This is a genomic window from Streptomyces thermospinosisporus, from assembly GCF_039526425.1.
Classification (GTDB): domain Bacteria; phylum Actinomycetota; class Actinomycetes; order Streptomycetales; family Streptomycetaceae; genus Streptomyces; species Streptomyces thermocarboxydovorans.
Genome location: NZ_BAAAIZ010000030.1, coordinates 1 through 18,817 on the forward strand (window position 1 = coordinate 1; position 18,817 = coordinate 18,817).

Here is an 18,817-nt window from a genome sequence, read left to right on the forward strand (position 1 = left end):
ACCAATCACACGAACGAGCGATCACGAACCCAGAGAGATGGGACTTAACGCCCTCTCAGTTCCACCGTGGTCAGCGTCTGGAACTTAGCCATCGCCTTGCGGACGCCGGCCCGCACAGGCTTGTCCAGCTGCTCGTACTCGGCCCAGAGGGTGTTCGCGACGGCGAGCTGCGGCAAGAGTAACTCCCCTGAGATACAGGTCTGATGGCAGGTTCGTCAGGATATCGCTGCTGCACGGAGAGGTGCTTAGGGCTGAGTGGCAGAGGCGGGAGACCTCTGTCGTACGGATGAGGAGTGGCGTCGTTGCGTCCGGGCGCGCGGTGTCCGGGGCCACCCGTGCGAAGGGTCATCACCCTTCGTCTCACAGATTCAGTTCCGCTGCCCTCAGCGCTTGCAGCAGGGATCTTCACTTGGCCGCCGCGTTCACTCCCTATGGCGAGCGTGGTCCCTTGCCCCGCCGTGTGGTGCGCGTCGACTGTGGGCGGCGCGACCTCGCCACGACGAGGCGTTGCGCTGAAAAACCGCTGGCGCATCGTCTGGCCAGGTGGCTAGGGTCGGGTTCGTTCCTGTGGCTGCTTCGTGCCGCCGCCGTTCGTTGCGTGTGACCTGGGAGGTGTGACCGATGGCTGTCGTTGCGATGGGCGTTGCCCGCATCCGGAAGTTCATTCAGTCCACCTTCGTGGTTTCCGGCTGACCTCACTCTTCTCCCGCGCCAGTGGGCGCGGTGCCGGGGCCACCCGTGTGAAGGGTCACCCCTTGTCTTTCTCTTCTTCTTCGGTTTCGTCGCACCCTCTCGCCACCTATGGCTGGGACGAGGGATGGGAAGCCGAGTTCGCTCCCTACGCCGAGCAGGGTCTCCTGCCCGGCCGCGTCGTACGCGTCGACCGCGGCCAGTGCGACGTTGTCACCCCCGTCGGCACTGTCCGGGCCGACACCGAGTTCGTCGTCCCGCGTGACCCGATGAAGGTCGTGTGCACGGGGGACTGGGTCGCCGTCGATCCCGAAGGCAGCGATCCGCTGTACGTGCGGACGCTGCTGCCGCGCCGCACCGCCTTCGTACGGTCGACGTCGTCGAAGCGTTCCGAGGGCCAGGTGCTGGCCACTAACATCGATCACGTCGTCATCTGTGTGTCGCTCGCGGTCGAACTCGACCTCGCGCGGATCGAGCGGTTCCTGGCTCTGGCCATGTCCAGCTCGAACGGTGAGGCACTGCTGCATAACGCGGCGGACTCCTGGGAGTCCGGGGCGCAGCCGGTGGTCGTCCTCACCAAGGCCGACCTGGTGCCGGACCCGGTCACCCGGTCCCATCTGGTGCAGGACGTCGAGACCAGCGCGCCCGGCGTGCCCGTGTTCGCCGTCAGCGCCCAGACCGGGGAGGGGCTCGACGTCCTCGCCGCGGTCGCCGCCGGCGGCACCTCCGTGCTGCTCGGCCAGTCCGGCGCGGGCAAGTCCACCCTCGCCAACGCGCTGCTCGGCGAGGAGGTCATGGACGTCCGGGCCGTCCGTGACGTGGACGGCAAGGGCCGGCACACCACGACCACCCGCAACCTTCTCGTTCTGCCCGGCGGCGGCGTCCTCATCGACACACCGGGACTGCGCGGCGTGGGTCTGTACGACGCCACCACCGGCGTCGGCCAGGTGTTCGCCGAGATCGAGGAGCTCGCCGAGGGCTGCCGCTTCCACGACTGCGCCCACGAGAGCGAGCCGGGCTGCGCCGTCCAGGAGGCCATCGCCGAGGGCGAGCTGCCGCACCGCCGCCTGGAGAGCTACCGCAAGCTGCTCCGCGAGAACCAGCGCATCGTCGCCCAGTCCGACGCCCGGCTCCGGGCGGAGATCCGCAAGGACTGGAAGCGCAAGGGCGCGCAGGCCAGGGCGGCGATGGAGTTCAAGCGGGGTGGTCACTGGCGATAGCCGGTCGTCCACCGGCCTGCGTTCACCGTCGGCGCCGCCCGGACGGGGAGACGGAGAGCGACGTCCATGTCCGATTTCCGCCAGCCGCGGGCTCCCGCATGGCGGAGACTGGACCCTGTGACGGACGAAACCAGCAGGTACGAGGCGGTACGCAGCCGCGACGGGCGTTTCGACGGCGTGTTCTTCTTCGCCGTCGAGACGACCGGCATCTACTGCCGGCCCAGCTGCCCCGCGGTCACCCCGCGACGGCGCAATGTGCGCTTCTTCCCGACCGCCGCCGCCGCGCAGAGCGCCGGATTCCGGGCCTGCCGGCGGTGCCGGCCGGACGCCGTGCCCGGGTCCCCCGAGTGGAACGTGCGCGCCGACGTCGTCGGCCGCGCCATGCGGCTGATCGCCGACGGCGTGGTGGACCGCGAGGGCGTCGCCGGACTCGCCGCGCGGCTCGGCTACAGCCCCCGCCAGGTGCAGCGGCAGCTCACTGCCGAGCTGGGCGCGGGGCCGGTCGCGCTGGCACGGGCGCAGCGCGCGCACACCGCGCGGGTCCTGCTGCAGACCACCGGCCTGCCGATCACCGAGATCGCCTTCGCCGCCGGATTCGCCAGCGTGCGGCAGTTCAACGACACCATCCGGGCCGTCTACGCGGCCACGCCCAGCGAACTGCGCGCCGCCGCGCCCAGAAGCCCCGGCCGCACGACGCGCCGGGCGGCTCCCGACGCCGGTGTTCCGCTGCGCCTCGCCCACCGCGGCCCCTACCGCGCCGGTCCCGTCTTCGACCTGCTGGAACGGGAGGCCGTACCCGGCGTCGAGGAGGTGAGCGGCCAGCGGGGTGCCCGCACCTACCGGCGTACGCTGCGCCTGCCCTACGGCACCGGCATCGCCGCAGTCGAGGAGCCCGGCGAGGCGGGCCGGAAGGGACGTGCACCGTCCGGCTCCCGGCCCGGCGGCTGGCTCGAGGCCCGCATCCACCTCACGGACCCGCGCGACCTCACCACGGCCGTGCAGCGCCTGCGCCGCCTGTTCGACCTGGACGCCGACCCGTACGCCGTCGACGAACGCCTCGGCGCCGACCCCGACCTCGCCCCGCTGGTCGCCGCCCGGCCCGGCCTGCGCTCACCCGGTGCCGCCGACCCGGAGGAACTGGCCGTACGGGCGCTGGTGGGCCGCGAGGAGGCCGCACGGCTGGTCCAGCGGTACGGCAAGGCGCTGGACGCCCCCTGCGGCGGCCTCACCCACCTGTTCCCCGAGCCCGCCGTCCTGGCCGGCGCGGAACCGGACGGCCCCCTGGGCGCGCTCACCGCCGCCCTCGCCGACGGCACCCTGCGCCTCGACCCGGGCGCCGACCGGGATGCCGCCGAGGCCGCCCTGCGCGCCCTGCCCGGCATGGACGGCCCCACCATCGCCGAGATCCGCATGCGCGCCCTCGGCGACCCCGATGTGGCGCCCCCCGGCCGGGACGCCCCCGACGTCCCCGACCGCTGGCGCCCCTGGCGCTCCTACGCCTTCTGCCACCTGCGCGCGGCAGCCGAGCCCGCAGCCACCGAGCCCGCGGCGGCCGATCGCAGGGCCACCGAACACGCGACCACCGACCTCGCGACCACTGACCTCGTGACCACTGACCTCGTGACCACTGACCTCGTGACCACTGACCTCGCGACCACCGACCTCGTGACCACTGACCTCGCGACCGCCGACCTCGCGACCACCGACCTCGTGACTACTGACCTCGCGACCGCCGACCTCGTGACTACTGACCTCGCGACCGCCGACCTCGTGACTACTGACCTCGCGACCACCGACCTCGTGACCACCGACCTCGTGACCACTGACCTCGCTGCCACCGACCTCGTGACCACTGACCTCGCTGCCACCGACCTCGTGACCACCGACCTCGTGACCACCGAACCGGAGCACTGATGAGCACCTACTGGACGACCCTCGACAGCCCCCTCGGGCCGCTTCTCCTCACCGCCGGCCCCGACGGCGAGCTGACCTCGCTCTCCCTGCCCGGGCAGAGGAACGCCCCGGCCGTCCCGCCCGGCGGGCGGCTGGACTCCGGCCCCTTCCGCGAGGCCGAGGAGCAGCTCGGCGCCTACTTCGCCGGCGACCTGAAGGAGTTCCGGCTGCCGCTGCGCACCACCGGTACGCCCTTCCGGGAGAAGGTCTGGGCCGCCCTCGACGCCATCCCCTACGGGGCCACCACCTCCTACGGCGAGATCGCGGCGCGGGTCGGCGCCCCGAGGGCCGCGGTGCGGGCGGTCGGCGGTGCGATCGGGGCGAACCCGCTGCTGATCGTCCGCCCCTGCCATCGCGTGATCGGCGCCGACGGCTCCCTCACCGGGTACGCGGGCGGCCTGGAGAACAAGGTGCGGCTGCTGACGCACGAGGGGGTGCTGCAGGGGGCGGTCTGAGAGCGGATCCCCGCCCCCGCCCCCGCTACCGCCTCACCGCCGTCAGCCCCAGAAGACCGCGCCCAGCCAGGCCGCGGTGATCAGCTGGCAGGTGAACAGCTCCGTCAGCACGCTCCAGCCGCCCGCCCGCATCGTGGTGCGCAGCGACGCCACCGCCTCGCCGTGGCGGCCCAGACGGATCCGCTCGCAGAGGTAGATACCGGCGAGGAACCCCGGGATCGCGCCCACCACCGGCAGCAGCACGAACCCGGCCAGTGAGCCGACCCCCGCGAACGTCATCATCCGGGCGTCGTCGCCGGTGGGCTGCAGGTGCCGGGGCGGCAGCGCCCAGCGGATCACCTGGGAGAGCAGCAGGACCGCCGTCGCGCCCACCAGCACCCACCAGGCGACCGGCCGCGGGTCCTTCAGCGCCCACCACATGACCGCCGCCCAGACCAGCCACGACCCCGGCACTCCGGGCAGCAGCACTCCGCACAGACCGAAAAGGATCACCAGTCCGGCCAGCAGGAGTTCCCACGCTCCCATCTGTCCAGGGTGCAGGAGGGTGAGGGGCGGCGCAGAACCGCGCCGAACAGCTGTACCGGCCGTCACCCGACGTGTGGTCCCTGGCCGGGGGAGGGACGGGGATTTTCCGGATGCCCCGTTTTCATCAGGGCTGTGCGGTGGACAATTGGGGGCATGAGCCAGCAGGGGGGAAGGCCCACCGGCCCCGAGGACGACTGGTGGGCGCAGCTGTACGACGACTCCACGGGCGACACGGGCGCCACACCGGCCCCCGACTCCCTGGACGACCGCTTCGCCTCGGCGAGGGTGACCCTGAACGGCCCCCCGCCCCCGCAGGACGCGGCCCCGTCGCCTCCGCAGGGCACGCCACCGCTGCCCCCGCCGCGCACCCCCTGGGAACCCCCGTCCTCCACCTCCACCACCACCCACCCCACCGTCCCTCTCACCTCCGCGCCCCCTGCGCCTCCCTCCTCCGGCTTTTCCGACCCGGCGCCCCCGGCAGCACCGGCCGACGCACCACCGGGTTCCACCCCGCCGGACGCTCCGTCCGACGGCCCGCCCCGCGATGCTTCGTCAGCCGGTGAGCAGGCCCAGGCGTTGCCCCACGACACGGCCGAGACGGCTGACGCGGCCGACACGACCGAACCCGTCGATCCGGCCGACACGACCGACGCCCCGCCCGTCCAGGCGCCGCCCCCGTCACCGCCCACCGAGGCACCGCAGCCCTCACCCCACCCTGCCCCCTCCGGCACCGAACCCGGCACCGACCCCCGAACGCCCCCTCGTACCGACACCGACCCCCGAACGTCCCCTCGTACCGACCCCGACCCGCGCACCGACCCCCACGACGCCCAGCCCCCAGGCGCGGCGCCGGCGCCACCCCCCGCCCGCGCCTACGTCGGTTCCCGGCCGCCCACCTACGACCCCGAGCCCACCGCGCTGCCCGCCGCCGATCCCGAGCGGCTGGACGATCTCGTACCGGACACCGTTCTGGACGGCGCCCGGTACGGGGCCTGCACCTTACGGGCGGCTTCCGTGCGCGGGGATTCCGCCCGGTACCGGGGGGAGCAGCGCCGGGACGCCCTGCTCACCGCCCGTTACGGCAACGGCGAGCACGCGCTGCTGCTCGTCGCCGTCGCGACCGGTGCCCGGACCGCGCCGCTCGCGCATCGCGCAGCCGCCGAGGCCTGCCGGTGGATCGGCAGGGCCGTGGGCCGCAGTCACCCCCGGCTCGTCGAGGACATAAGAGCCGCCCGGCGCGGCGACCTGAAGTCCGGGCTGCAACGGCTCACCGACCGCAGCCTCGGCCGGCTCCGCGCCGGCGCCGCCGAACAGGGGCTCGAACCGGAGGAGTACGCGGCGACCCTGCGCTGCCTGCTCCTGCCCGCCGACCCCGACTGCCGCACCCGGGTCTTCTTCGGCGTCGGGCCCGGCGGGCTGTTCCGGCTCCGGGACGGGATCTGGCAGGACATCGAACCGCAGGTCAGCGAGGTCAAGGGCGAGCCCGTGGCCGGTTTCGGCTCGCCGCCCTCCGAGACCGCCGAGGGCGACCGTCTCACCATGGACCTCGGCATCCCGACACCCCCGGGCCCGTCCTACGAACCGGCCCCCGAACCACCGCGGGAGCCCTTCCGCTTCCGCACCTCGATAGCCCGCCCGGGTGACACCCTGCTGATGTGCGGCCCCGGGTTCGCCGAACCCCTGCGCGGCGAGGAGGAACTGCGCGCCCACCTGGCCGGCCGGTGGTCCCGTCCCGAACCGCCCGGGCTCGCCGCGTTCCTGGCCGACACCCAGGTGCGGGTCAAGGGTTACGCCGACGACCGTACGGCTGTGGCCGTCTGGGAGGCGTGAGCGTCCGCCATGTGAATTCATGGATTCCATGGCCAAACAGAACGTCGCGGAACAGTTCGTCGACATCCTCACCCGCGCGGGCGTCAAACGCCTGTACGGCGTGGTCGGCGACAGCCTCAACCCCGTCGTCGACGCCGTTCGCCGCAACCCCGCCATCGACTGGATCCACGTCCGGCACGAGGAGACCGCCGCCTTCGCCGCCGGCGCGGAGGCGCAGATCACCGGGCGGCTCGCCGCCTGCGCGGGCTCCTGCGGGCCGGGCAATCTGCACCTCATCAACGGCCTGTACGACGCCAACCGTTCCATGGTGCCGGTCCTCGCCCTGGCCTCCCACATCCCGTCCAGCGAGATCGGGCTCGGCTACTTCCAGGAGACCCACCCCGACCAGCTGTTCCGGGAGTGCAGCCAGTACTGCGAGCTGATCTCCAGCCCGCGGCAGATGCCCCGTCTGCTGCAGACCGCCATCCAGCACGCCATCGGCCGCTCCGGCGTCGCCGTCGTCTCCATGCCCGGCGACATCGCCGACCAGCCCGCACCGGAGCAGGTCGCGGCGTCCGCCCTCGTCCCCGGCCGGCCGACCGTCCGCCCCGGCGACGCCGAGATCGACCGGCTGGTCGACATGATCGACGCGGCCGAGAAGGTCACCCTCTTCTGCGGCAGCGGCACCAAGGGCGCACACGCCGAGGTCATGGAACTCGCCCAGCGCATCAAGTCCCCCGTGGGCCACGCCCTCAGAGGCAAGGAGTGGATCCAGTACAACAATCCCTTCGACGTCGGAATGAGCGGTCTGCTCGGATACGGCGCCGCCTACGAGGCCACCCACGAGTGCGACCTGCTGATCCTCCTCGGCACCGACTTCCCCTACAACGCCTTCCTCCCCGACGACATCCCGATCGTCCAGGTCGACATCCGGCCCGAGAACCTGGGCCGCCGCTCACGCCTGGACCTCGCGGTGTGGGGCGACGTACGGGAGACGCTGCGCTGTCTGATCCCCCGGGTCCGCGTCAAGGACGACCGGCGTTTCCTCGACCGGATGCTCAAGAAGCACGCGGAGGCGCTGGAGGGGGTGGTGAAGGCCTACACGCGCAAGGTGGAGAAGCATGTGCCGATCCACCCCGAGTACGCGGCCTACGTCCTCGACGAACTCGCCGACGACGACGCCGTCTTCACCGTCGACACCGGCATGTGCAACGTCTGGGCAGCCCGCTACATCTCGCCCAACGGCCGCCGCCGGGTGATCGGTTCCTTCTCCCACGGCTCGATGGCGAACGCGCTGCCCATGGCGATCGGGGCGCAGTTCACCGACCGGAGCCGTCAGGTGGTGTCGATGTCCGGCGACGGCGGATTCGCCATGCTCATGGGCGACTTCCTCACCCTCGTCCAGCACGACCTGCCGGTGAAGGTGATCCTCTTCAACAACTCCTCCCTCAGCATGGTCGAGCTGGAGATGCTGGTCGCCGGGCTGCCGTCCCACGGCACCGCAAACAGGAACCCGGACTTCGCCGCCGTCGCCCGGGCCTGCGGCGCCTTCGGCCTCCGGGTGGAGAAGCCCAAGGACCTCGCCGGGGCCCTGAAATCCGCGTTCAAGCACAAGGGCCCCGCCCTCGTCGACATCGTCACCGACCCCAACGCCCTGTCCATCCCACCCAAGATCAGCCGCGAAATGGTCACGGGCTTCGCCCTCTCCGCCTCCAAGATCGTCCTCGACGGCGGAGTAGGCCGCATGCTCCAGATGGCCCGCTCCAATTTGCGCAACGTGCCTCGGCCTTAGGGCCTGTCGTCCCGCTCACCGGTGCTGACAAGGCGCCGGCGATTCCCGCAGGCTGATCCAAACGAAAGGCCTTAGGAGTCCTCACGCAGACGCCAGCGGCGGTTCAGGGTGTCGTACTCGTAGTGGGGGAGGCCGGTGATGGCGGATGTGCGGAAGGGGCGGCCGTGGTCGTCGATGCGGACGGTGCCGGTGCGGCCCTGGGAGGACCAGTCCAGCTCCAGATACCAGCGGCAGTCGCAGGTGCCGGTGCGGGCGGTGACCAGCAGTACCTCCGGCTCCTTGGAGGAGACCCGGTAGGGCAGGCGCACGGCCGGGATCGGGGTGCCCGCGTCGTTCCCGGCGACCGCGCGGGCGATGGGCCGGTCCTTGTCGAGGTCCACGTCGAAGTAGCGGGGCGTCAGCGCGCCACCGCAGCCCTGGTCCATGCCGTACGCGTTGCCCGCCACCGGCTTGGAGCGGCCGGCGACACGGACCCGCAGCGCGGTCAGCACGACCGCCGCCTCGGACTTGCCCTGGACGGACACCTCCACCCGCGTTTTCCCGCCGTGCACGGCTCCCTGCGCGGCCGCCCAGGCGGGGGCGTCCTGCGCGGCGGGCGGCGGCGGGACCCGTGCCGGTGGCTTGCCGATGACGTAGTCGTGCCCGCAACCGCCCTCCCACACATGGGAGTCGAGGGTCCAGACGAGCGGCGGGCCGGCCGCGCCCGCGCCGGGTGCGTTCGAGGCTGGCCCGCCGTCCTTGGAACCGCGGGAGGAGGGCTTGGTCTCTGAGCCGTGCTCACCGTCCTTGGTGTCCGGGCCGGTGGAAGGGTTCTTGGAGGGTGAGCCGGAGGCGGGGGACGAAGGGGACTTCGACTGGCCGCGCTGCGGGCCGGTCGCGGCGCCGCCGGTCGTCGGCTCGCCCGTGGCCTGGACATCCTGGGAGGCCGAGCGCTTTCCGGAGTCGGGCAGGGCGGACAGGCTGCCCACCGCGGCCAGTACGGCGCAGGCGGCGGCGACGAGGGTGCGCTTGCGGCGGTACCAGCGTCGTCCGGGAGCGGTGCCGGCCGGAGATGCGGGGGCGTTCGACGACGGTCGGTGGGTGGAGGGGGTGACAGGGCCGCGCACCACACCGCCGTCCAGGACGTGTCCGGTGTCCTTCGCGGTGTCGGGTGTCGGTGTGTCGGGTGCGGGTGCGTCCGTGGGGCCGGTGGGGGGTGTGGCGTCTGCTGGGGGACGGGGGCTCGTCTGCTCGGAGGGGGCGTCGGGTGCCGGCTCCGGGCGGTCCGTTGCCTCCTCCGCTCGGTCCGTGGCCGATGTGCCCGTGTCCGCCGCAGGGTGGGCCGGCTCGTCGGCCGGTTTCGATTCCGTGTCCATGCGCTGCCGGTCGCTCGCCTCGCCCGTGGCGGCACCGCCGGAACGTGCGGAAGCGGCGGTCGCGGACCTGCCGTTGCCCCGGGGGCGCCGGCGGGCCGCCGTGGCCTGGAGCCAGCGGCGGTGGAGTTCGAGGCGTTCCCCGGGGCTCGCCCCGCACAGCGCGGCGAAGCGTTCGATGGGGGCGAAGTCGACGGGGACCGCATCGCCGGCGCAATAGCGGTGCAGGGTGGAGGTGTTCATGCCGAGGCGGCGGGCCAGCGAGCCGTAGCTGCGGTCGGTCCGTTCCTTCAGCTCCCGGAGCAGCGCCGCGAAGCCGGCCACCTCGTCCTGGCCGCCGCCCTGTGCCGACACCGTCATCCTGCCTCTCGTCGCCTCACGTTCACTCGTTGGCGGGGCCTCAGCGCCTGGGACGGCATCCCAGGCACCCCATATATCTGCACGTCAGACGGGCTGGGATGGTTCCATGCCCGCCGGAACGCCACCGGTGCTTGCACCGGCCGCACGGGACGTCCGATGCTCATGGCACCTGACCGCACCGCCCCGGCGGCCGCCGGACGGACCATCAGGGCCGTCGCGGTGACCCCGGCCCGCGCACCACGGGGACCCTACGGTCCCCGCACCTCGCGCCGCGGTCTTTCCATCCATCCACTCACTCCGTACGGGGACACGTATGACCAACCGCACCCGGGCCAGAGCTCTCGCCACCGCTGCCGTCGCGGCGCTCGCCGCCGGTACCGCGCTCACCGCGCTCACCGCACCGGCCGGAGCCGCCTCGGCCAAGGGCAAGGAGCCGCGGTTCCTCTCGGCGTCCCAGCTGCCGCCGCACCCGTCCTCCGGCTGGACCGCCGGCCCCGTCACCGGCGGCTTCCCCGAGCAGCTCGCCTACTGCCTGGGCGAGGGCGTGCCCGCCTACGACTACCGGCACCGCCTGTTCCACACCGACCTCGACACCCAGGCCGTGCAGGTCACCACCGTCACCGGCTCGGCCGCCAAGGGCAAGGCGCTGGCCGACCGCCTGGCCAAGGAGATCCGCACCTGCGCGGACCGGCTGGAGCGGCAGTACCCGGACATCGAGGCCGAGGGCCGCTACTACGGCGCGCTGAAGGTCGAGGAGGGCGCCAAGGTCTACGGCCTGCAGACGAAGAGCTCCTACGGCGCCATGGACATCAACCTGCTGTCCGTCGGCCGGGACGGACGGACCGTGACGATCGTCGGCTGGGGCCAGATGGGCGACTTCGGGGACGCCCCGGTGGCCGCCTTCAAGAAGACGACGAAGACCGCCGTCGACAAGCTCTACTAGACCGCCGTCAACAAGCTCCGCGGACAAGCCCCACCGACCCGCACACCCCCCACCACCGCGAGAAGCCGGGGCCGTCCTCCCGCCACGGGGGCCGGGAGGACGACCCCGCGCAGCCCGGTGGCCGTCGCACTTCGGCCAACAACCGGCCGTGAGCACCCGGACATGCGTGCCCTCCTGCCGACGGGGCATGGATTCCCGTGTACGTGTTCGAGACGCCGGGGGAGCCGAACGGCACACGGACGGGGGGTCATGACGAGTCAGGTGCGAGAGGGCAGGCCCGGCACGGGCGGATCCTCGGTGAGAAAGGGGCAGGACCAGCCCGGCGGAAGGCGGGGCCCGGCGGCCCAGCTCCGGCGCAGACTGGGGCGCGCCGACTTGAGGGCGGTGCCGGAGTCCCGCCGGGCGCTGCGCGAGCTGCTGCGGCACTGGGGCCGGCCCGGCCGCTCGGAGATCGCGGAGCTGCTCACCAGCGAGCTGGTCACCAACGCCCTGGTGCACACCGACCGCGAAGCGGTCCTGACGGCCACCGTCGGGCCGCGCCGACTGCGCGTGGAGGTACGGGACTTCGTGGCACGCGAGCCCCGGCCGTGCGTACCGGGCGCCGGCGACGGTACGCACGGCCGGGGCCTCGTTCTGCTGGAGTCCCTGGCCGATCAGTGGGGGGTACGGCCGCACGCCGTGGGCAAGGCCGTCTGGTTCGAACTCGGCGCCGACGCCGCCTGAGACGCGGGCCGTACGGGACCGAGCAGGGCCGTACGCGACGGAGCAGGGCCGTACGGGACGGAGCAGGGCCGTACGCGACGGAGCAGGGATGCGTGCGTGCAGAGACGCGGAACGCGAACCCGCGGTGCGCGGACGCCGCGGACGTGGTCAGCCGAACTGCTGCTCCAGGTCCTTCAGCTTGCGCTCCAGGGAGTCCAGCCGCGGCAGCGCCTGTGTGTCGTCCTCCGCCGTCAGATCCACGGTCACCGCGTCAGTGGTGCCGCGCACCGGCTGGAGGGAGGGCCGCGTGCGCACGGGCAGGGGCTCCGGCGCGGATATGGCAGGCTCCGCCGTGACCACCTCGTCGTCGCGCTCCACGGTCGTGGTCGCCGTCTCCAGCTGACGCCCGCCGCGCCCCACGAAGCCACGGTGCCCGCGGCTGATGGCCTTCAGCTGGGCCCGTTCCACCCGCTCCTGCTCCCGCCTGCGCCGGCGGGCCTCCTGCTTCTGCCGCTGGTCCTCGCGGACCTCCTCGACCGCCTCGTCGAGACTGCGCACGCCCTCCAGCAGCATCAGCGACCAGGCGCGGTAGGTCTCCCGGGGAGCCCGCAGCCAGCGCACGATACGGATCTGCGGCAAGGGGCGCGGCACCAGGCCCTGTTCGCGCAGGGCCGCCCGGCGGGTCTGCTTCAGCGCACGGTCGAACAGCACCGCCGCCGACAGCGACATGCCCGCGAAGAAGTGCGGGGCGCCCGCGTGCCCGGCACCGCGGGGCGCGTGCACCCAGTTGAACCATGCCGCCGCGAACGCGAACGTCCATACGAGTATGCGGGAACCGAGTGCCGCGTCGCCGTGGCTGGCCTCGCGCACGGCGAGCACCGAGCAGAACATGGCCGCTCCGTCCAGGCCGAAGGGGACGAGGTACTGCCAGCCGCCCGACAGGCCGAGGTTCTGTTCACCGAAGCCGACCAGGCCGTGGAAGGAGAGCGCCGCGGCCACTGCCGCACAGCAGAACAGCAGGACATAGGAGACGGTGCCGTAGATGGCCTCCTTGCGCCTGCGGCGCTCCTCGCTGCGCTCCCACGAGTCGTCCACACTCGTGTCCTTGACCGAGGAGCGCTTGCCGCGCGCCAGCACCGCCACCGCCGCCAGCATGCCCAGGAGCAGCACGGCGCCCGGAAGCAGCCAGTTCAGCGATATGTCGGTCAGTCTCATCTAGGGGTCCCTTGCATTGGGATAGGGCGTAACGCCCGTCATAGTGGCCCAATCCCCACAGCTCTCAGGGGGTTTCGGGGCAACAGGCCGCCAAGGAGGGGCAAGGGGCCGTCCCAGACGCCTCGGGACTCGAACTCCCGCTTGAAACACGGCAGTTGCGTTCGAATAACTGTGACCGTGCGAGTGGTTCGTGCGGCGGGTGGTTGCGGTGGGCGCGGTGATGCGGGAAGCCGCCCGGAGGGTCAGCCGGCCTTCGCCAGCTCCCGGCCGCGCGCCCGCTGGGTCGCACAGGTGCGCGGGCAGGTGGCGCACACCTCGTCGGGGCGCAGCGTGTAGAACATGCAGCAGCTGACCCGGTCGCGGGTGTGCGCGGGCTCACCCGCCGGACCGGTCGTGGGGCGGAAGGCCGCGGCACCCACGTACGGCTTGGTCGTGCCCGGCAGCAGCAGCTCCAGTTCGTGCCTCGCCCGCTCCTCCTCGCCGAGCAGCTGGGCCACGTACCACAGGCTCTCCACGACCTCGTCGGTCGCCATGCCCCACAGGGCCCGGCCGCGCCGCCGCATCCGGGGCCCGAAACCGGTCAGGACGGGTTCGAGGTGCTCGGTGACCGCCGCCCGCACCTCGGCGCGCAGCGCGTCCTCGTCCGGGACGACGCGGGCGCCGGGCAGGTCCGCGGCCGGATCGCCGGGCAGGCAGGCGAAGCCGGCCGGGCGCACCGCCATGCGGCCGACGGCGAGGCCGGGCGCGGTGCGGTCGAAGGAGACATGCGTCACGGGGTAGCGCGGCACCCGGCGCAGCAGGAACCACGGCACGGTGATCAGCAGGCAGGCGGGCCAGGCGTAGCGGTGCAGCCCGAAGCCGGCCACCACGTCGGGGCGGGCCCGGACACCGTAGTCGCGCCGCACCTGGCTGTCGTCCCAGCTCAGAAACCTCTCAAGGCCCGCGCCGCCCTCGGCGAGCTCGGACGCCGAGACCCAGCCGCCGCCGGCCGGCGCCTCCTCGCCCGCACGGAGCTCGGTGACGGCGAGGGCCGGGAAGGCCGCGGCCAGGCGGTCATAGGCGTCCGCGACGGCCGAACCGGGCACAGGCATGGGGCCACCCATTCACATGTCGTGGGACCGAGTCGTTGCACGAGCCGGACAAGGTAAGGCTCACCTTACCCAAACTCGGTGAGATGTGAACCGGCGGGCCGGTCGCTTAGGGTGCTTGACGGACGGACAGCAACCCGCCGTAATGACCCGAAGTACCGACACGTCCGCCGCCCAGTCCACTGCCTACTCCGTCGCCGTCAGGAGGACCCCGTGAAGCAGGGCACCCAGGGCTCCGCCGAGCCCGGCATACGCCGCGCGCGGGTGCCGGCCCAGCCGGGACGCGAGGACGTGGACCGGGCCTACCGGCAGCGCGGGCCCGAACGCCGGACCGAGCCGCCGCAGACGGCAGGACCCGGTCACGACACGGCGGTACGGGGCGAGCACACCCACAGCGAACCGGCACCGGTGCGGCCCGCCCGGCCCGCGGTGCAGCGCACCTCGGTCCGGGAGCAGATCCTCACCGCGCTGCGCACCGCGCTGGTGAGCGGGGAGCTGCGGCCCGGCGAGGTCTACTCGGCGCCCGCGCTCGGCGAGCGGTTCGGCGTCTCCGCGACGCCCGTGCGCGAGGCCATGCAGCAGCTCGCGCTCGAGGGCGCGGTCGAGGTCGTCCCGAACCGGGGCTTCCGGGTCGTCGAGCGGGACCGCCGGGAGCTGGCCGAGCTGGCGGAGGTCCGGGCGCTCATCGAGGTCCCGGTGATGCTGCGGCTGGCCCGCACCGTCCCGGCCGAGCGGTGGGCCCAGCTGCGGCCCCTCGCCGAGGCGACGGTCCGCGCGGCCTCCTCCGGCTGCCGGGCGACCTACGCGGAGACCGACCGGGCCTTCCACCGCGCGGTGCTGTCCCTCGCCGGCAACGACCAGCTGGTCCGCATCGCCGAGGACCTGCACCGCCGCGCCCAGTGGCCCCTGGTCGGCACCGCCCCCGGCTCCCACAGCCGCGCCGACCTCATAGCCGACGCCCACGAACACACGGCCCTGCTCGACGCCCTGATCGCCGGCGACGCCGGCCTCGTACGAGCCTTGGTGGAAGAACACTTCACCGGCGCCCGCTGACGCCACCTGACAACTCCGGCCGACTGCAACTCCCTCAGGGACGGGGGAACCTGCGGCACGACTCAACCCCGCACAGCCGCAACTCCCTCAGGGGCGCGGGGAACTGCGCGAGCAACCCTCACGCGCCCGCACGCGGTCCTCACCGGAACCATCCCTCACGCGCTCGCCGCCCCCTCCGCCGGAGGCACCCGCCCCGGTGATGACACATGTCCCAACTGCCCCGCCAACCACGTCGGCACACCCCCCAGCAGCCGGAACAACCGCCGCGCCTCCTCCCGCAACCTGGACGCCTCCGGCTCCTCCTCCGTCTCCGCCAGCGACACCAACGCCGGCGCCGTCCCGACCAGGTACCCGAGCTCCTCCCGGATCCGCAGCGACTCCGCGAACCCGTGCCGCGCCTCCGCCAACTCCCCCTCCCGCAACGCCAGCCCCGCAAGGTGCCGCCAGGTGGCCGAGAGCAGCAGCGGATCCGCGTGCGCCGCAGCCCCCGCATGCGCCCGGCGGTACGCCGCCCGCGCCGCCTGCGGCGACCGCGTCAGGTTCTCGGCGATCAGCCCCCGCCGGAAGTCCAGCAGCGCCCTCCCCGCCGCCCCGGGCGCGATCAGCGCCGCCGCCCGGCCGAGTGCCGCCCGCGCCTCGTCGGCCCGGTCGCGGACCTGGAACAGGGTCGCCGCATAGGCCAAGTACCCGCGTTCACAAGCGGCCGCCCCCCGCTCGTCGTCGGTGTGGGCCACCGCCTCCGCCGTGCGCAGCGCGTCCTCCGCCTCCTCCCAGCCGGCCTCGGTGTACAGGCACCGTTCCACCAGCAGGGACGCCCGCTGCAGGGCGGCGGCCGGAGTGGTCGGCGTGATCATGGCGGCGGCGTCGGCCCAGCAGGCGCGCGAGCGCAGCCGCCATACCGCGGTCTGGAGAGGATCGTCACCGGCGGTCGTTCCGTTACCAGACATGGCGGTATGCGCCACGTTGCCCTCCCCGAGCACGCCATCGAGCTGTTGAGTGGTGGCCGCATCTCAGCACGAACAACGTGGCTCGGCCAAGAGGGTGGGTGAAGGATTTCACAAAGTCGTGGGGCAAGAGCCCGGAACGCGGAAGCGGGCCGGGTGGCGCGCTGGATCACTCGCGCCCCTCGGCCCGCCCCTGCCCCGCGAACTCCCCCCTCAGCAGGGCTTGACCGGGATGTCCCCCGCGTCCAGATGGCCGTTGCAGACCCATCCGTCAGCACTTCAGCCGCCTCTTCCGGGCCGCCTACGGGATGCCGCCGCGGGACTGCAGAAACGTGGCAGGCGGAACCGCCCCCCGCCTCAGCTCATCCGCAGCGCCAGGAAGAAGTCCAGCTTGTCCTCCAGCCGGGACAGGTCACGTCCCGTCAGCTGCTCGATCCGGCCCACCCGGTACCGCAGCGTGTTGACATGCAGGTGCAGCCGCGAGGCGCACCGGGTCCAGGAGCCGTCGCAGTCCAGGAACGCCTCCAGCGTGGAGATCAGCTCGGCGCGGTGACGCCGGTCGTACTCGCGCAACGGGTCCAGCAGCCGGGCGGTGAAGGCCCGGCGCACGTCGTCCGGCACGAAGGGCAGCAGCAGTACGTGCGAGGCCAGCTCCTCGTGGCCCGCCGCGCAGACCCGGCCCGGGCGCGCCGCCGCCACCCGCCGTGCGTGCCGCGCCTCCTCCAGCGCTCCGCGCAGCCCCTCCGCGGAGTGCACGGCGGCGCTCACGCCGAGGGTGATCCGGCCGTCGCCGTCGAGGCCGGCCGACAGGGGGCCCTGCACGGCCTCGAGCAGCACCTCCGCCGGCATGCCCTGCTCCGTACCGTCCTGCTCGCTGGTCACCGCGGGCAGCGGGACCAGGGCGATCGCCTCCTCGCCGTTGTTCGCGACCGCGATCCGGTCGGAGGGCTCGGGCCCGGTGGCCTCCGGGTCGACCAGGATCTCCTCGAGCAGCGCCTGGGCGACCGGTCCGCTCTCCAGCTCCGCGTCGTCCCACTCCACGCGGGCCACGACCACCTGCCAGCGGGGTGCGGCGCCGAGACCGGGCAGCAGCACGGGCGCCGCCACCCGCAACCGGGCGGCGATCTCGGCCGGTACCGCGCCCGTCTGCACCAGCTCCAGCACCTCCTGCGCCAGCCGCCGCCGCACCGTGCGGGCGGCGTCCCGGCGGTCGCGCTCCACCGCGATCAGCTGGGTGACCCCGTGCAGCAGGTCCAGGCGCTCCTCGGCCCACTCCCCGGCGTCCGCCTCGACCGCCAGCAGCCAGTCCGACAGGAGCGTCTCGCGCACGTCCCGGGCGGGCTGCGGGTCGCGTCCGGTGCTGCGCACCGGGAACAGGCTGTACGTGGTGTGCCCGAGGGTGACCCGGTGCGGTCCGCGCCGCCCGGTGCGGGCGGCCGCCAGCTGCTCCGTCGCCAGCCGAGCGCACACCTCCGGGGGCAGTGCCGGGCCGCCCTCCTTGGCGCCGGCGATCAGCCGCCCGGTCGGCGACAGCACCCAGGCCCGCAGGTCCAGGTCGGAGCGGAGCAGGTCGAGCACGACGTCGGGGCCGCCGCCCGCGGGGCCGGAGGTCATCATCCGCCGGTGCCGGTCCACCACGGCCGCCAGGTCCCCGGCCCGCTCGCCGGACACCTGCCGCACCACGTGCTCGGTGATCGTCGCGAACGCCACCGACTCGTGTACCGCGAACAGCGGCAGCCGGTGCCGGGCGCAGGCCACCACCAGGTCGTCCGGGATCTCGTTGAGCTCCGCCTCGCCCGCCGCCAGCGCCGCCACCCCGGACTGCACCAGGATGCGGACGAACGGCTCGGAGTCCGCGGCGTCACGGCGCCAGGCGAGGCCCGTGAGCACCAGTTCCCCGCCCGAGAGGTAGCGGCTGGGGTCGCGGAGGTCGGTGGTCATCACACCGCGCACGGTGCGGTCCAGTTCCTCCTCGCCGCCGAGCAGCTTCAGGCCCAGCGCGTCGGTCTCCAGCAGTGCGCGCAGCCGCATTCTCGTCGCCGCCGTTCCTTGTCTCGATACTTACGATGAAGGGTGAGGGGTCTTCCACGGATCTTCGGAATCTTCGGAGCTTCGGCGAGGGCCCGTCCTTGGCTGAGCAGAGGTGCCGGCCGTCTCCTGGACTGTGTCCTCAGTTTTCCGGGGGAAGGTGGGAGGCTACCGCGGCCTCCGTTCATATGAATCTACAAGATAACCCGTCTGGCCAGCCAACTCCTTCATGCTTTCCGTGACTGACCCGTGCGGGCACTCGGCGGTGTACTGAGTCCACTCCGAGTGAACTTCACGTGAACGAGCCGGCCCCCACCGCACGCGGAGTGGCTCGATCTGCACGCCCCACCCGAGACGCAACGAGAGAGCAACAAGAGAGTCGGTCATGGACTTCCTTCGCCCCACCAGCTGGGAGGAGGCGCTCGCCGTCAAGGCCGGGCACCCTGCCGCGGTGCTGATCGCGGGGGGACCGATGTGATGGTCGAGATCGACTTCGGCCACCGCCGGCCCGAGCTGCCCGAGCGGGCCGGGCTGCCCGGCCTCGCCCTGGGTTCGTGGACGCGGTCCGCCTGGCCGCCGCCCGCCGCCCAGAGGGGGTCTGGGATGCCCGCCACCGGCACACCCGCCCGGATCACCCGGATCACCCGGGACGCCGAGGGCGGCATCGGCGGGTCCACCCTCCACCCCG

Annotated in this window: 14 protein-coding genes and 2 pseudogenes; 9 read left to right on the forward strand and 7 right to left on the reverse strand. The window is 73.1% G+C overall.

Annotation, left to right across the window (positions count from 1 at the left end; translation table 11 throughout):
• Positions 1 to 44: 44 nt before the first annotated feature.
• Entirely contained in the window at positions 45 to 176 is a 132-nt protein-coding gene (locus ABD207_RS11435; RefSeq protein WP_344012182.1) for a hypothetical protein, read from the reverse strand.
• 579 nt (positions 177 to 755) lie between these two features.
• Here ABD207_RS11435 and rsgA point away from each other — a divergent pair.
• The 3 genes and pseudogenes from rsgA (at position 756) to ABD207_RS11450 (ending at position 4,318) form a co-directional block, all read left to right on the forward strand.
• Positions 756 to 1,910 (forward strand): ribosome small subunit-dependent GTPase A, encoded by a 1,155-nt coding sequence (gene rsgA, locus ABD207_RS11440; RefSeq protein WP_344012184.1) that lies wholly within the window; start codon positions 756 to 758, stop codon positions 1,908 to 1,910.
• Positions 1,911 to 1,976: 66 nt separating this feature from the next.
• A pseudogene (locus ABD207_RS11445) lies at positions 1,977 to 3,437 on the forward strand (DNA-3-methyladenine glycosylase 2 family protein); the annotation flags it as partial.
• Positions 3,438 to 3,823: 386 nt separating this feature from the next.
• A complete protein-coding gene (locus ABD207_RS11450; protein WP_344012186.1) occupies positions 3,824 to 4,318 on the forward strand; it encodes a methylated-DNA--[protein]-cysteine S-methyltransferase in 495 nt (164 codons plus the stop codon).
• A 42-nt stretch (positions 4,319 to 4,360) separates the two neighbouring features.
• Here the strand turns inward: ABD207_RS11450 and ABD207_RS11455 are convergent, their stop codons facing one another.
• Entirely contained in the window at positions 4,361 to 4,843 is a 483-nt protein-coding gene (locus ABD207_RS11455; protein ID WP_344012188.1) for a DUF456 domain-containing protein, read from the reverse strand.
• A 153-nt stretch (positions 4,844 to 4,996) separates the two neighbouring features.
• On the opposite strand from ABD207_RS11455, the gene ABD207_RS11460 reads away from it, so the two are divergent.
• Together ABD207_RS11460 and ABD207_RS11465 are read left to right on the forward strand one after the other, a co-directional pair.
• Positions 4,997 to 6,673, forward strand: a complete 1,677-nt coding sequence (locus ABD207_RS11460) for a protein phosphatase 2C domain-containing protein (protein ID WP_344012189.1) — start codon at positions 4,997 to 4,999, stop codon at positions 6,671 to 6,673.
• A gap of 28 nt (positions 6,674 to 6,701) precedes the next feature.
• Entirely contained in the window at positions 6,702 to 8,444 is a 1,743-nt protein-coding gene (locus ABD207_RS11465) for a pyruvate dehydrogenase (RefSeq protein ID WP_344012191.1), read from the forward strand.
• 71 nt (positions 8,445 to 8,515) lie between these two features.
• Here ABD207_RS11465 and ABD207_RS11470 read toward each other — a convergent pair whose 3' ends face one another.
• Positions 8,516 to 10,156, reverse strand: coding sequence for a helix-turn-helix domain-containing protein (locus ABD207_RS11470; RefSeq protein ID WP_344012193.1), 1,641 nt, complete (start codon positions 10,154 to 10,156; stop codon positions 8,516 to 8,518).
• Between the two features lie 313 nt (positions 10,157 to 10,469).
• Between ABD207_RS11470 and ABD207_RS11475 the strand changes: the two genes are divergently transcribed.
• Both ABD207_RS11475 and ABD207_RS11480 read left to right on the forward strand, forming a co-directional pair.
• The gene (locus ABD207_RS11475; RefSeq protein WP_344012195.1) at positions 10,470 to 11,099 is read left to right on the forward strand and encodes a hypothetical protein; all 630 of its coding nucleotides are present in this window, start codon (positions 10,470 to 10,472) and stop codon (positions 11,097 to 11,099) included.
• A gap of 297 nt (positions 11,100 to 11,396) precedes the next feature.
• Positions 11,397 to 11,822 carry an ATP-binding protein gene (locus ABD207_RS11480; protein WP_344012196.1) on the forward strand — a complete coding sequence of 142 codons (426 nt, stop codon included), beginning with the start codon at positions 11,397 to 11,399 and terminating at the stop codon, positions 11,820 to 11,822.
• A gap of 147 nt (positions 11,823 to 11,969) precedes the next feature.
• Here the strand turns inward: ABD207_RS11480 and ABD207_RS11485 are convergent, their stop codons facing one another.
• Both ABD207_RS11485 and ABD207_RS11490 read right to left on the reverse strand, forming a co-directional pair.
• Positions 11,970 to 13,016 carry a DUF2637 domain-containing protein gene (locus ABD207_RS11485; protein WP_344012198.1) on the reverse strand — a complete coding sequence of 349 codons (1,047 nt, stop codon included), beginning with the start codon at positions 13,014 to 13,016 and terminating at the stop codon, positions 11,970 to 11,972.
• A gap of 242 nt (positions 13,017 to 13,258) precedes the next feature.
• Positions 13,259 to 14,107, reverse strand: a complete 849-nt coding sequence (locus tag ABD207_RS11490) for a (2Fe-2S)-binding protein (protein WP_344012199.1) — start codon at positions 14,105 to 14,107, stop codon at positions 13,259 to 13,261.
• 210 nt (positions 14,108 to 14,317) lie between these two features.
• Here ABD207_RS11490 and ABD207_RS11495 point away from each other — a divergent pair, with 210 nt between their 5' ends.
• Complete coding sequence (locus ABD207_RS11495; protein WP_344012200.1) at positions 14,318 to 15,157, forward strand: GntR family transcriptional regulator; 840 nt, start codon at positions 14,318 to 14,320, stop codon at positions 15,155 to 15,157.
• Positions 15,158 to 15,312: 155 nt separating this feature from the next.
• On the opposite strand, the gene ABD207_RS11500 is transcribed toward ABD207_RS11495, so the two are convergent.
• Together ABD207_RS11500 and ABD207_RS11505 are read right to left on the reverse strand one after the other, a co-directional pair.
• The gene (locus tag ABD207_RS11500) at positions 15,313 to 16,104 is read right to left on the reverse strand and encodes a hypothetical protein (protein ID WP_344012201.1); all 792 of its coding nucleotides are present in this window, start codon (positions 16,102 to 16,104) and stop codon (positions 15,313 to 15,315) included.
• A 354-nt stretch (positions 16,105 to 16,458) separates the two neighbouring features.
• Positions 16,459 to 18,132: a PucR family transcriptional regulator gene (locus ABD207_RS11505; RefSeq protein ID WP_344012203.1), complete on the reverse strand. Its 1,674-nt coding sequence runs from the start codon at positions 18,130 to 18,132 to the stop codon at positions 16,459 to 16,461.
• A gap of 382 nt (positions 18,133 to 18,514) precedes the next feature.
• Between ABD207_RS11505 and ABD207_RS11510 the strand changes: the two are divergent.
• Positions 18,515 to 18,756: pseudogene (locus ABD207_RS11510) on the forward strand (FAD binding domain-containing protein); the annotation flags it as partial.
• Positions 18,757 to 18,817: the final 61 nt, after the last annotated feature.